A 12357-nucleotide genomic window follows, 5' to 3' on the forward strand; every position below is an offset into this window, starting at 1 on the left:
TGATCCTCCTGCTTGCGTTCGGTGTCGGCTGCAATGACGCTCAGATCGGTCCTTCTTGCCTGCGCCTGCCTGCTCGGCGGAAGCATCTCCGCCAAGCCGCTATCGGTCGACCTCGAACTGGTGCTCGCCGTCGACGTCTCCTACTCCATGGAACTCGACGAGCAGCGGCTGCAGCGGCAGGGCTATGTCGCCGCCTTTCTCGAGCCCGAATTGATCGAGGCCATCGAGAACGGCCCGCTCGGCCGCATCGCAGTCACCTATGTCGAGTGGGGCGGCTCGGCGGTGCAGGTCACGCCCTGGACGCTGATCGACGGTCGCGGCACGGCGGCGCAGTATTCCGAGCTCCTGCGTCGGCAACCGATCCGGCGGATCGCCTTCACCTCGATCTCCAACACCCTTGCGTTCACGCGACGGCTGTTCGATTTCAGCCCCTTCGAGGGCAGCCGCCGCGTCATCGATATCTCCGGCGACGGCCCCAACAATTCCGGCGTCCCGGCGCCGGTCGCCCGCAATTCCACCGTCGCCCGCGGCATCGTCATCGATGGCCTGCCGATCATGCTGAAAACACACGCAGCCTCGGACTCAGCCTCCATCCCCGACCTCGACGCCTATTACCGCGAATGCGTGATCGGCGGCGACGGTGCGTTTCTGGTGAAGGTGTCCGATAGCGGCGAGTTCGCCAGCGCCATCCTGCGCAAGCTGATCACCGAGATCTCCGGCCTGGAGGTAAGTCGCATGGAGCCGGCCACCGTGCGGCCGGTTCGGGCCGGCAGCGGCTACAATTGCTTCATCGGCGAGGAGATGCAGGAGCGGATGATCGGACGGTAGACACAATCTTGCTGCCCTGTTGCCGTGGAGCGTCCTTCTGCCCTCAAGTGATGCGGCTTGGAGGCAGGATGCTCTAGTCCGCCACATCCCCACCCGTCATCCTCGGGCTCGATGTTCAGTCCGGGGAGATACCTGACAGGTGTTCGGGGAGATAGCTGACACATCATCGGCTGGATTTGGTCTTGAGGAGATCGGTCCATGCCCTGGCGAGAGGTGTCGGCGATGGAAGAACGTCGCGAGTTCGTTCGTCTGGCGATGATGGAAGGAGCGAACCGGCGGGAGCTTTGCCGTCGGTTCGGCATCAGCGCGGTTGCAGGCGCGCCGCTTCAGTCAACGACCGGGATCTCCATCCACAGCCAACAACAGGCAACGTGTTGACTCTGAAATTGCAGGAGCATGAAACGGCTCTCCGACCGAACACTCCGATTTCAGACTGACAAGCAGACACGAAAGCAGACTATGCCTCACTACCTGACCGAACTTTACAGCGCCAAGCCGGCGTGGCTTGCCCTTTCAAGGCAGGGACGCCAGCAGTTCTTCACCGCGATCGGCTCCGCCATGCCGGCGCTGACGGCGCTCGGCGTGGAGCTGATCACCTTCGGCAAGGTCGACCAGTCCAAGCTGCACGCGGCCTCGCAAACCTTCTTCGCGGTGTGGCGCTGTCCGGATGCGACGGCGCTGGAAGCGCTCGTTTCGGGTATCGCGCAATCCGGCTGGCATGAGTATTTCGACACGATCAACGCCGGCGGCAAAGGCATCGATTTTGCCGGCCACCTTACGCAGCTCGGCGAAGCCGCATAGGTCCTGCCTGTGTCCCGCTTCCTTAACTCGCGATCGGCTTGAGGGGGCTGTCGAAAACGATCTCCGGGTCGTTCTCGTCCAGATTGTCGATATAGCCACTCGGCCGAAAACCGGCCCTGATCAGCAGATCCTGCATGACGCGGTTGGACATGTTGGTCGAGGTAAAGAGTTTTGAGCCGGCGCACATCGTCTGGAAATGCGCGGTTAGCGCCGCGCCGAGACCACGCCGGCGCCAGGACGAGCCGACCATCAGCATCTCGATAAAGGCGTGGCCAAAGAAGTGCCGGGTCAGCACGCCATAGGCCGCAACCTCGCCATCGATCTCGACCAGATGGCAGCAGCCGTTTTCCAGCCAGGCCGCGATGTCACCGCATCGTGTTGGATCGCCCGCCGCAACGGTGTCGATCGCACAGAGTCCGGATGGTCATCCTTGACCGCAAGTCGAATTCGCATGGTCCGGTTCCGCAATTTTCGCGGGAACCTACGGCGATTGATCGATCCGCGCAATGACGATGGAATGCCGCCCCCAAAAGGGCGCCATCCCCGCCGCCAGCCAATGCCAGCGGCGGGGGATTGCGCCTTAGCGCGGCGACAGTTGTACGTAGCGGTTACGACGTGGGACGCCTGGCGCGCGCAGTTGCGCGCCTCGCGGCGGCAAATATTCGGTGGATGAAGCACGCCCGATCATCGGATTGCCATCCGCCACCGCTTCCGCGTAACAAGCGGTTGCCATTAGTATCTCGCCGCGAAACTGCCGGCGCTTGCACAAGGGCGCGACAGAAAAGGGACGCATGAAATCGACCAAGAAGGACAGCGGGCAAAAGACCGGCAAGGCCGGAACGCTCTTGCAACAACTTGCAAGATCGCCCGAGAAGCTGTTTTCAGGGTCGTTTCGCCAGCAAATCGCCGCACTTTGCTTCCGCCCAGCGAAAGCTGGCAGCGGCATCGAAATCCTGGTGGTCACTTCGCGTGAGAGCGGTCGCTGGGTCATTCCCAAGGGATGGCCGATGAAGCGCAAGAAGCCATACGAGGCGGCGGAAATCGAGGCCTGGCAAGAAGCCGGCGTACGCGGCAAGGTCCGGAAAAAGCCGGTCGGCAGTTACACCTATCTGAAATCGCTCGATGACGGCGACGTCGTGCCCTGCGTGGTCGATATCTTCCAGATCGAAGTCGATGAAATGGCGGATGATTTCAAGGAACGCGGCGAGCGCGTTCTCGCCTGGGTCAGTCCCGACGAAGCAGCGCGCCGTGTCCGCGAAATCGAACTGAAGTCACTGCTGGTCGAATTCGTGCCGCGCTGAACGATAGCATCCTGCGGTCCCGTCCAAACCGCAAACACTCGCCCCCGCATTGACGACAGATTGCCGCAATCGGCGGTTCGGCCTTTGGCGCTGGCGCCAACAGCGCCTATATGAGGCCGGCAAAGCCGAGGGCCGAAGCCGGGGTATTAGGATGAACGACGAACTGCAGGGCCGCGCCGTCCATGTCGCGGCGATCCGTGAACGGGCGGAAGCCGAGATGAAGGCGATCGGCGTCGACGAGACTTTCATCGGTCATCTGGTCGATACGTTCTACGGGCGCGTGCTCGCCCATCCGGAGCTTGGGCCCGTCTTCGACGCGCGGCTTTCGGGCCGCTGGCCGGAGCATATGGAAAAGATGAAGAGCTTCTGGTCGGCCGTCGCCTTCCGCAACGGCGCCTATGGCGGCAAGCCGGTGCAGGCCCATGTCGGCGTCGCCAACATGACGCCGGATCTCTTCCCGAAATGGCTGGAACTCTTCTCCACCACCCTCGACGACATCGCGCCCAACCAGGAGGCCAAGGCCTGGTTCATGGCGGCGGCCGAGCGTATCGCCCGCAGCCTGACGCTTTCCCTCTTCTACAATCCCGCCCTCGACGACCCCGCGCTGAAGCGCGGGTGACGGACGGGCCTTGCCGGACCGTCAGAGCAAGCGGCCCGCGATCAGGATTTCCTCCGCCTCGTCAAAGGACATTGCAAAAACCCGCTTGCCCAGTTCGAAGCTGAAACCGGCCCGGGCAAAGGCGGAAAGCTCCTTCGTCGTGCGCTTCTCGTCGAGATCGATCTTGCGAAACGGGCCGAAAGCGCGCTTCCGCGCAAGAACGACGGCGGCATAGAGATCGTCGGCCTCCGCAACCGCCGCTGCGACATCGGTTTTCGCGATGCCCTTCTGCGACAGTTTCTGCGCGATCGCCCGCTTCGACTTGCCGCCGCGCATGCCCGAGCGGGTCTTGATCTCGGCATAGGCCTGATCGTCGAGCGCGCCGTTGTCGTAGGCGAAAGTCACGGCGGCAGCGGCCAGAAGTTCCACCTGGGTGGCGCTGATATCCTCGAATTTCTCCCGCGCCTTGCGCGCGATCGCATCGAAAAGCTGCTTCTCCGTCAGCATCTGGCGATGAAGCCGATAGGCCGCGGAATTGCGCGCCCAGGCATACATGCGCGGCGTCGGCTGATCCGATTGCTCTGTCTCGTCGTTGAGGTTCAAGCCTGCCCTACCCTCGTAGTGACCACAGTCAGCAACAGCCGATCGCGATCCGAGGGATCGGACCAGCGCCGCATCGAAATGCGAAATGACCTGACTCTCCCGGACAAGGCAATTCCGCAGCCAACCCGGCTCACAGTTTTCGCGGGCGTTGTTCCGTTGGAATGGCGGCGAGCGCACCGAAAGGCGGGCGCGGGCATGAGGGCGCCGCGACGGAAGGGCCGCGCGGATCTTTCGAACCGGTGGCCCTCCGTTCTCGCGGTCGCTAGTCGAACTTCTCGGTGCTGTCCGCCTTACCCTTCACCCAGTAGCCGGAGGCCTTGAGCCAGGTGAGCGGCAGGCCACGCTCCTCGACGAAATGGCTGCGGATCGCCCGTGTCACCGCGGCCTCAGCCGCAATCCAGACGAAGGTGCCGGGCTCGAGCTTCACCGAACGCACGACCGAGAGCAGCGCCGAAGGGTCGCTCGCCCTATCGAGCGGACGATAGGCCCAATGGGTCGTGAGCGCCGCTTCGGTGCGGAAGGCCTGGCGTTCGTCCGGCCCGGTGACAGCCGCGATACTGGTGATCTCGTGGCCATCAGGCGTCTCTTCGATCCGCCGCCCGATGGCCGGCAGCGCCGTTTCGTCGCCGATCAGCAGCCAGCGCCGGAAATCTCCCGAGACGACGGCCGAACCGCGCGGCCCGCCGATTTCGAGGTGATCGCCGACCGCAGCATTCATCGCCCAGGCGGTCACGGGCCCCGCCTCGTGCAGCGCGAAATCGAGCGCCAGGATGCGTGCGTCGTTGTCGTAGCGCCGGGGCGTATAGTCCCGGTGTTCCACGGTGCCGTCGACTCCGGGCACGAAGATCTTGATGTGGTCGTCCGCCCCGAGGCTGACGAAGTCCGCGAGATCTTCGCCGGAAAGCGTGATCCTGAGCATGCCAGGCGTAATACGCTCGATGCCGGAGACGACGAGCGACCGCCGCCTGAGCTCATGGCGAACGCGCTCGATGCGCGGCGCAGGAAGGTTGGAATAGTTGAGAGGATTGTCCATTTGCATCCCTTAGGGGGCTCGAAAACCTCGATCCGCAGGACACAGTCGCGCAGATCGAAGCCGCTTCAAGCCGTTCGATCATACGCGTTGAGTGACGTTAACGCTTACGTGGCCGGGATACGCCCGGTCATGTCACGCCTTCTGTCTACCGGAAGGGCCTGCACCGATCAATGCGTCATCCTGATCACATCTTCGTGGTGGCGCCAGCCAAAAGAAAAACGCGCCCGCCGTAGCGGACGCGTTCTTTTTCTGAACCGGAAGCTTGGCGTCTCAGGCAGCCAGCGCCGCCGCTTCGCCGCGGACGAGATCGCCGAGGCGGCGAATGCCCTCGTCGATCATCTGGTCGTTGGCGCAGGAGAAGGAGACGCGCAGGGTGTTTTCGCCCGAGCCGTCGGCAAAGAAGGCGCGGCCGGGCACGAAGGCGACCTTCACCGTCTCGATCGATTTCGCCAGCAGTGCCGCACCATCCATGCCCTTCGGCAGCGTCACCCAGACGAACATGCCGCCTTCCGGCTTCGTCCAGGAAACGCCCTCGGGCATGTACTTTTCGAGCGCCGCCAGCATGGCGTTGCGACGCTGCTTGTAGACCCGGTGGATCTTGGCCACCTGCTGGTCGAAGCCGCGCTCGGCAACCGTGCAGATCGCCATCTGGTTGATCGTCGAGGAATGGAGATCGGCCGCCTGCTTCAGAAGCACCAGTTTGCGGATCACCTTTTCCGAGGCGCAGACCCAGCCGACGCGAAGGCCCGGGGCCAGCGTCTTCGAGAACGAGCCGCAATAGATGGTGCGGGTGTTGTTGATATCGCCCTTCTTGGCGATTTCGAGCGCCAGGATCGGCGGCACCGGCTCGCCGTCGTAGCGCAGCGACTGGTAGGCCGCGTCTTCGATGACGGCGATGTCGAGCTCTTCTGCAAGCACCAGCACGCGCTCGCGGCCTGCCCGGTCGACGGTCTCGCCGGTCGGGTTGGCGAAATCGGCCGACAGATAGGCGAACTTGACGCGGCCGCCGGCTTCGCCTGCCGCCTGGCGGTAGGCTTCCGGCGTGCGGTTGCCGTTCGGGTTCAGCTGGTCGTAGGTCGGCTCATAGGCGTTGAAGGCCTGCAGCGCACCGAGATAGGTCGGCCAGGTGACGAGTGCGGTATCGTTCGGCGACAGGAACAGCTTGCCGAGATAATCGAGGCCTTGCTGCGAACCCGAAGTGATGAAGATGTTGTCGGCGCCTGCGGGAATGCCGATTTTTTCCATCTGCTTGGCGAGCCATTCGCGCAGTGGCTTGTAGCCTTCGCTGACCGAATATTGCAGCGCCGCGCCAACGGCCGGGCCTGCGAAGATCTCCGCATAGGCGTCCTTGAATTCCGCATCCGGAAACAGCGCGGGGTCGGGAATGCCGCCGGCAAACGAGATGATGTCAGGACGATCGAGCAGCTTCAAAAGTTCGCGGATTTCCGAGGCGCGCATCCGGCTCGAGCGCGTCGCGAAGATGTGTTCCCAATCCAGCATGGGGTGTTTCCTCAGAGATTATTGGTGCGGAAAGCGGTTCTCCGCTTTCTCCCGCGTCGTTGTAGAGCGCCGTGCTTTCAGGTGAACGCACAAAGGACGCTCGGGCATTTTCGTTCTAGAGCATCTTTCCACTTCAAGCGATCCCACTTGAGAGCGCGACGCTCTGGACGGCGAAGCGACAGGACCACGATGGCTAATTTATGTCAATATTATTGACCTAAATCCGTGCGTTTTTCGGGCTTTTTGGGCTCTTCGCACGTTGCGTCCGGGGCCTGACGTTACGTCAGTCCAAGCCGAATGCCACGCGGCCCCGGGCAAAGCAAGCCACTGCGTAACTGTTACGCTCTTGCCGCCTGCCTCTGCCGGGCGCACAGTCATGCGTCCACCGATTGTGTTTCATGGCAGCGCCGTCTGTCCGGACGGACGTCAACGGCCGCTGCAGCGCTTTCACGTGCCGCATGATTTGCCCTCGGCTCGATCCGATCGCAGGCCCGATCGCAGCAATGACGCGGCACAAAGGTCCCGATCCACTGGCGATATGGAGCGACATGCCATGAGCAAGCATCCAATATCCGATCAACCCGAACAGAACGGACAGCCTCAGAACGAACCGCTTTTGAGTGTCAGCCGCCGCGACCTGCTGCTTGGTGGCAGTGCATTGGCCGCAGCGGCGCTGACCGTCTCCGCCCCCGCGGCGCACGCGCAGCAATCAGCAGCGCCTGCCGCCGGCGGCGGCAAGCCGAACATCCTGATGATCATGGGCGACGATATCGGCTGGCTCAATCCGAGCATCTATCACCGCGGCATGATGGGCTATCGCACGCCCAACATCGACCGCATCGGCAATGAGGGTGCTCTCTTCACCGATTGGTATGGCGAGCAGAGCTGCACCGCCGGGCGCGCCGCCTTCATCACCGGCCAGTCGCCGATCCGCACCGGCCTGACGAAAGTCGGCCTGCCCGGCGCCGATCTCGGCCTGCAGCCGGAAGACCCGACCGTTGCCGAACTGCTCAAGGCGCAGGGCTATGCCACCGGCCAGTTCGGCAAGAACCACCTGGGCGACAAGGACGAGTTCCTGCCGACCGCCCACGGCTTCGACGAGTTCTTCGGCAACCTTTACCACCTCAATGCCGAGGAGGAGCCGGAAAATCCCGATTATCCGAAGAGCCCGGAATTTGCCAAGCGCTTCGGCCCGCGCGGCGTCATCCACTCCTATGCCGATGGCCGGATCGAGGATACCGGCGCGCTGACGAAGAAGCGCATGGAAACGGTCGACAGCGAGTTCCTGGCGGCCGCCCTCGATTTCATCGACCGCCAGCACAATGCCCAGAAGCCGTGGTTCTGCTATTTCAACTCGACCCGCATGCATATCTTCACGCACCTGAAGGCAGAGTCTCAAGGCAAGACCGGCAAGGGTCTCTACCCCGACGGCATGGTGGAGCATGACGGCCATGTCGGCGAGCTGCTCAAGAAGCTCGAGGATCTTGGCGTTCTCGAAAACACCATCGTCATCTACACGACCGACAACGGCGCCGAAGTGATGAGCTGGCCGGATGGCGGTACGACACCGTTCCGCGGCGAGAAGGCCACCAACTGGGAAGGGGGATATCGCGTTCCGATGCTGATCCGCTGGCCGGGCGTCATCAAGCCGAACACGGTCTATAATGACATGTTCTCGCATTACGACCTGATCCCGACCTTCTGCGCCGCCGCGGGCGAGCCGGATATCGTGGCGAAGTGCCTCACCGGCTATGAGGCCGGCAGCAAGACCTTCAAGGTCCACCTCGACGGCTTCAACCTGATGCCCTTCTTCCGCGGCGAAGTGATGGATTCGCCCCGGCGCGAATTCCTCTACTGGAACGACGACGGCGAACTGGTGGCGATCCGGGTGCAGGACTGGAAGGTCAACTTCAAGATCCAGGAACACACCGGCATCGGCGTCTGGCAGCGCGAATTCACCAGCCTTCGCGTCCCCTGGATCATCAACATCCGCGCCGACCCCTTCGAGCGCGGCCCGGAATCCTTCGAATACGACCGCTGGATGGCAGAGCGCGCCTTCATCCTCGTGCCCTCGCAGGCGCTGGTCGCCAAGTGGCTGGAAAGCTTCAGGGAGTTCCCGATCCGCCAGAAGCCGGCAAGCTTCAATCTCGACGAGGTGATGGACAAGCTCTCGACCGGCGGCAAACAATAGGCATGATGCCCCTCGCCGCTTCCATCTCGCAGGGCAGCCTCTGCGGGATGGCGGCGGCGGAAGAAGCCGCACCCGTTGCCGGAGAGTTCAAAGGAACGAAATTGCGGACAGAGGAGCTGAAGAGTAGAATTTCGCCCTTCATTCGACCGGAGGGACTAGGCCATGAGACTGTTTATCCTGTCGGCTGGCGCCACCCTGGCGCTGGCATCCGCAGCCTTTGCGGCACCCACGGCGCCCGCGACGCAGCCCCTGAAGATCTCCAAGGAGTGCAGCCAGTTCACCGGCGACACGCCGAGCTTCTGCACCATCACGGAATCGAACCTTGAGGCGATCCCGGCGGGCACCAAGATCCTCTACTACGGACCGGTGATCACCAATCCGCTCTTCTCCAGCAGCAATGCGGTCATCGCCGTCGGAAACGGCGACTCGGCGCTCGGATACTGCATCGTCTACGAATCGGCCAGTCCGCCGCTTGGAACCTGTGCGTTTCATGCGGGCAGCGGCACGCTCGCCGGTTTCCAGGCGATCGTGAAGGTCACGGTCGACGACAAGCAGATCTGGCACTGGGACGGAGGCTACGTCCTCGGCGCCACCCAGGCCGCCAAGTGAGACGTTAAGGAGTTGCCGGTCTCGCCGGCTGTTTGACATGAGTTCAGGGCGTGACACCTGATCAGGTGACATTGGCGGCGAGGCTGACGTTCGCCACGGACGTCAGTCGCGGATCGATCGGATCGGATGGCTTCAAGCCTTCCGAAGAGGAATTCCAGTGTTTGCAATAGTGATCGGCGGCGCACCGACGAACCGGTCGTCGAGCGGCCTGCGCCGCGCAGGCCTTGACAGTGGCAGGCGACTACCATCCGCTACGCTCGCTCTCTCATGGACCGCAGCCAAGACGAACGCATGGCCGAACCCGACGACACCCTCGCCTTTTACCGCGACAACGCCGCCACCTATGCCGCACGCGACCGCAAGCCGCCGACGGCGCGGCTCGCCGCCTTCATGCGCGCGTTGCCGCCGGGCGCCGCCGTCCTCGACCTTGGTTGCGGCGGCGGGGACGACAGCCTCGTCATGCTCGAAGCCGCTCTCGACGTCACCGCCTGCGACGGCTCGGCGGAACTGGCCCGCGAGGCGGAAAAGCGCATCGGTCGCAAGGTCAAGGTGATGAGGTTTCAGGAGATCGACTGGCACGACCGCTTCCATGGGATCTGGGCCGAAGCGTCGCTCCTGCACGTGCCGCGCGCCGAGCTCGCCGACGTCCTCGAGCGCGTTCATCGGTCGCTGAGGCCGGGCGGTGTTCTCCACGCGAGCTTCAAGGCCGGCGAGGCGGAGGGGTACGACCGCCTGGGGCGCTACTACAACTATCCTTCGGCAGAATGGCTTCGCACTTGCCTCCAGCACAGCCGCTGGTCGAACATCGAGATCAGCGAGGCCGATGGCGGCGGCTACGACGGCGAGCCGACCCGCTGGCTGCATGTCGCGGCAATCCGATCGGCCTGACGCCCGCTCAGCGCCCGAGTCTCGCCAACCTGCGTGTCCCCAAGGCCTGTCGCATGAAAAGGTGTCACACGCCAGGCTTTAAGCTCTTGTTTTCATGAACGTCGTCGCCGCAAAACCGCTGCACACTTCTGCCCGACAGGCATTCGATCCCCCAGCGATGCAAGCGACGCCTACTTCGGCGCCGTTGCGAACATGGCGTCGACAAACCGCTTCGCCTCCGCCTGCTGCTCCCCAGAACTTCCGCGGGTGTAGACCAACGTTCTCCACGCGTCGCGTCCGCTGACGGCCACCGTCACTTCAACACGCGTATCCTCGACACCCAAAGCCTTCCCCGTTGCCTGCAAGGCTGTCATGTCGAGGACCGTGACTGGCTGCCACGCAGAGGTGATCTCGATATCCGAGGCCAAGGCGAACGCAAGCGCCTCCGCATAAACGGCGGTTTCGACGCCTTCGGACGGGAGCTGTTCGTGACCGAACACCGCCTCCGACAGAAGTTCGGCGGAAAAGAAATAGAAGGCGCGACCATCCTCGACTTCGAGTTCCTCGGGCTGCCAGGACGCTCCGATAGTTGCCGCCCTCTGCGTCACCGGATTGGACCAGGATTGGGTTGTGCGGAGGTTCCTCTCCATCTGCCGATCCTCCATCCCGAGCACGGAGGTGCCGACAAACAGAGCGGCCGAAACGGCGAGCGCGACCCCGAAACGAACCTCTGAGGGATCGGCAAGAACTGCCGGATTGCCATCGTCGTAGCTCGCGGGCTGCCCCAGGGCAACGCGCCGGTGCTGCCGGATTTGCGTGAACAGGGAAACGAAGGGAATGCCGAACCCCAGGCCCGCCACCCAGACCATGAACTCCCTGACCAGGAAGAACGCGAAGCGGTCGCGACCGGGCGGCACGGGAACTCGCACACCGACGATTGCCTTGCCGGGCGTGGTCCCCGTGACGGCCATGCTGATGGCAAGCACCACCGCGACGAGGGGCAACAACATCAAGCCCAGCAGCACGCTGGGCATGGAAACCATTCGCAGGTAGGTGCTCGGCGCGTAGAAGACAGCCCACAGACCGATGCCCGCGCCAAGCAGCGGGACGAACAGGAAATTGTCGATGAAGCGCGCCCAAAACCGCGGCCAGGGCCGGTAGCTGACGGCCGGCCTTGGCAGGACCGCGACCGGTTCGGCGCCGGGTTCCAGCGCGCCCGGTTGCTCCGGCAGCGTTGCGAAGACCTCGGCAAGTTCGGGATGGCTTGCGGCCACCCGCCGTTCTTCCGCCCCTTCCCGCCAGACGACGGTCTCGTCCGCAATCTTGCCGTCTCGAATGAGGGTACGAACCTCGTCGTCACCGACAGGCCCATGTTGTTCTGGTCCTGCCGAGTAGTACCAAGCTGCCATGCTGTTGCCCCTTGCCTTGCGGCACGAGTAGCAAAAGCCATCGCAGCGGTAAAGTTGCAGAAATCAAAATGAACATTCCAGGAGTTGTCGCCGCGCCGTCGTCACAACAACAGCTCTGGCGCGCCGAAGCGGCAGCAGCCGGCACCCGCGCATCGGCCGAAACCGGTATCCGATCCGCTTCGCCTCAGGCTTCGCTGCTAGAGCGTTTCCCTGACTGATTGAATCATTTGGGCTTTGCAAATCAGATGGGTTCTGATTCAAACTTTCTGCCGATGGAGGTCGGCAGATAATGTCGAAAGCCCTTTCCGTTGATCTTCGCGCACGTGTTCTTGCCGCCGTCTCAGCCGGAGCGTCGCACCGGGAGGCTGCCGAGCGCTTTGGCGTCAGTGCGGCCAGCGTGAGCCGGTGGCGAAACCTGCAAGTCCGTCAGGGCCATGTTCGACCGGGTCCGCTGGGTGGAGACCGTCATTCGTACAAAACCGAAGCCAACGCCGACGCGATCATGTCGTGGCTTGAGGAACACCGGGACGGCACCTTGTTCGAACTTCGTGATGCCCTTGCAGCTCAGGGCATCGCCATCAGCAAGTCGGCGCTGCACCGTTTCCTTGTCCGGCACA

13 protein-coding genes and 1 pseudogene are annotated in these 12357 nt (G+C 63.2%); 9 read left to right on the forward strand and 5 right to left on the reverse strand.

What is annotated here, in order from left to right:
- Positions 1-33 precede the first annotated feature (33 nt).
- The 3 genes and pseudogenes from ACTJKM_RS24095 (at position 34) to ACTJKM_RS24105 (ending at position 1629) form a co-directional block, all read left to right on the forward strand.
- A complete protein-coding gene (locus tag ACTJKM_RS24095) occupies positions 34-828 on the forward strand; it encodes a DUF1194 domain-containing protein (RefSeq protein WP_058327145.1) in 795 nt (264 codons plus the stop codon).
- A gap of 198 nt (positions 829-1026) precedes the next feature.
- Positions 1027-1146, forward strand: a pseudogene (locus ACTJKM_RS24100) (IS481 family transposase); the annotation flags it as partial.
- Positions 1147-1287: 141 nt separating this feature from the next.
- Positions 1288-1629 carry a DUF6616 family protein gene (locus tag ACTJKM_RS24105; protein WP_057253779.1) on the forward strand — a complete coding sequence of 114 codons (342 nt, stop codon included), beginning with the start codon at positions 1288-1290 and terminating at the stop codon, positions 1627-1629.
- A gap of 22 nt (positions 1630-1651) precedes the next feature.
- Here the strand turns inward: ACTJKM_RS24105 and ACTJKM_RS24110 are convergent, their stop codons facing one another.
- Positions 1652-2035 (reverse strand): GNAT family N-acetyltransferase, encoded by a 384-nt coding sequence (locus ACTJKM_RS24110; RefSeq protein WP_197423434.1) that lies wholly within the window; start codon positions 2033-2035, stop codon positions 1652-1654.
- 385 nt (positions 2036-2420) lie between these two features.
- On the opposite strand from ACTJKM_RS24110, the gene ACTJKM_RS24115 reads away from it, so the two are divergent.
- Positions 2421-2930, forward strand: coding sequence for an NUDIX hydrolase (locus ACTJKM_RS24115; protein WP_058322398.1), 510 nt, complete (start codon positions 2421-2423; stop codon positions 2928-2930).
- Between the two features lie 151 nt (positions 2931-3081).
- Positions 3082-3549: a group III truncated hemoglobin gene (locus ACTJKM_RS24120; protein WP_058327147.1), complete on the forward strand. Its 468-nt coding sequence runs from the start codon at positions 3082-3084 to the stop codon at positions 3547-3549.
- 21 nt (positions 3550-3570) lie between these two features.
- Here ACTJKM_RS24120 and recX read toward each other — a convergent pair whose 3' ends face one another.
- From recX to ACTJKM_RS24135, 3 genes are all read right to left on the reverse strand, one after another.
- Positions 3571-4131 carry a recombination regulator RecX gene (gene recX, locus ACTJKM_RS24125; RefSeq protein WP_280938103.1) on the reverse strand — a complete coding sequence of 187 codons (561 nt, stop codon included), beginning with the start codon at positions 4129-4131 and terminating at the stop codon, positions 3571-3573.
- Positions 4132-4393: 262 nt separating this feature from the next.
- On the reverse strand, positions 4394-5164 hold the full coding sequence (locus tag ACTJKM_RS24130; protein ID WP_058327148.1) for a siderophore-interacting protein: 771 nt from the start codon (positions 5162-5164) through the stop codon (positions 4394-4396).
- 270 nt (positions 5165-5434) lie between these two features.
- Positions 5435-6664 (reverse strand): aminotransferase-like domain-containing protein, encoded by a 1230-nt coding sequence (locus tag ACTJKM_RS24135; RefSeq protein ID WP_058327149.1) that lies wholly within the window; start codon positions 6662-6664, stop codon positions 5435-5437.
- Between the two features lie 553 nt (positions 6665-7217).
- Here ACTJKM_RS24135 and ACTJKM_RS24140 point away from each other — a divergent pair.
- The 3 genes from ACTJKM_RS24140 to ACTJKM_RS24150 all read left to right on the forward strand — a co-directional run bounded on the left by ACTJKM_RS24140 (position 7218) and on the right by ACTJKM_RS24150 (position 10352).
- Positions 7218-8855, forward strand: coding sequence for an arylsulfatase (locus ACTJKM_RS24140; RefSeq protein ID WP_082616045.1), 1638 nt, complete (start codon positions 7218-7220; stop codon positions 8853-8855).
- 162 nt (positions 8856-9017) lie between these two features.
- Entirely contained in the window at positions 9018-9464 is a 447-nt protein-coding gene (locus tag ACTJKM_RS24145) for a hypothetical protein (protein WP_057253765.1), read from the forward strand.
- Between the two features lie 291 nt (positions 9465-9755).
- On the forward strand, positions 9756-10352 hold the full coding sequence (locus ACTJKM_RS24150; protein WP_058322434.1) for a class I SAM-dependent methyltransferase: 597 nt from the start codon (positions 9756-9758) through the stop codon (positions 10350-10352).
- 170 nt (positions 10353-10522) lie between these two features.
- Here the strand turns inward: ACTJKM_RS24150 and ACTJKM_RS24155 are convergent, their stop codons facing one another.
- Positions 10523-11740 carry an RDD family protein gene (locus tag ACTJKM_RS24155; protein WP_058327150.1) on the reverse strand — a complete coding sequence of 406 codons (1218 nt, stop codon included), beginning with the start codon at positions 11738-11740 and terminating at the stop codon, positions 10523-10525.
- Between the two features lie 289 nt (positions 11741-12029).
- Between ACTJKM_RS24155 and ACTJKM_RS24160 the strand changes: the two genes are divergently transcribed.
- The coding region (locus ACTJKM_RS24160) for a helix-turn-helix domain-containing protein (protein WP_440639882.1) at positions 12030-12357 on the forward strand (328 nt) is incomplete at its 3' end.

This window comes from Ensifer sp. 22460 (assembly GCF_052044935.1).
GTDB lineage: Bacteria > Pseudomonadota > Alphaproteobacteria > Rhizobiales > Rhizobiaceae > Ensifer.

Bases quoted from the DNA above. Each gene is read 5' to 3' on its own strand.
- ACTJKM_RS24095 (WP_058327145.1), top strand. From the start codon at position 34: ATGACGCTCAGATCGGTCCTTCTTGCCTGCGCCTGCCTGCTCGGCGGA.
- ACTJKM_RS24155 (WP_058327150.1), bottom strand. From the start codon at position 11,740: ATGGCAGCTTGGTACTACTCGGCAGGACCAGAACAACATGGGCCTGTC.
- ACTJKM_RS24115 (WP_058322398.1), top strand. From the start codon at position 2,421: ATGAAATCGACCAAGAAGGACAGCGGGCAAAAGACCGGCAAGGCCGGA.
- ACTJKM_RS24150 (WP_058322434.1), top strand. From the start codon at position 9,756: ATGGCCGAACCCGACGACACCCTCGCCTTTTACCGCGACAACGCCGCC.
- ACTJKM_RS24145 (WP_057253765.1), top strand. From the start codon at position 9,018: ATGAGACTGTTTATCCTGTCGGCTGGCGCCACCCTGGCGCTGGCATCC.
- ACTJKM_RS24120 (WP_058327147.1), top strand. From the start codon at position 3,082: ATGAACGACGAACTGCAGGGCCGCGCCGTCCATGTCGCGGCGATCCGT.
- ACTJKM_RS24105 (WP_057253779.1), top strand. From the start codon at position 1,288: ATGCCTCACTACCTGACCGAACTTTACAGCGCCAAGCCGGCGTGGCTT.
- ACTJKM_RS24130 (WP_058327148.1), bottom strand. From the start codon at position 5,164: ATGGACAATCCTCTCAACTATTCCAACCTTCCTGCGCCGCGCATCGAG.
- ACTJKM_RS24135 (WP_058327149.1), bottom strand. From the start codon at position 6,664: ATGCTGGATTGGGAACACATCTTCGCGACGCGCTCGAGCCGGATGCGC.
- ACTJKM_RS24140 (WP_082616045.1), top strand. From the start codon at position 7,218: ATGAGCAAGCATCCAATATCCGATCAACCCGAACAGAACGGACAGCCT.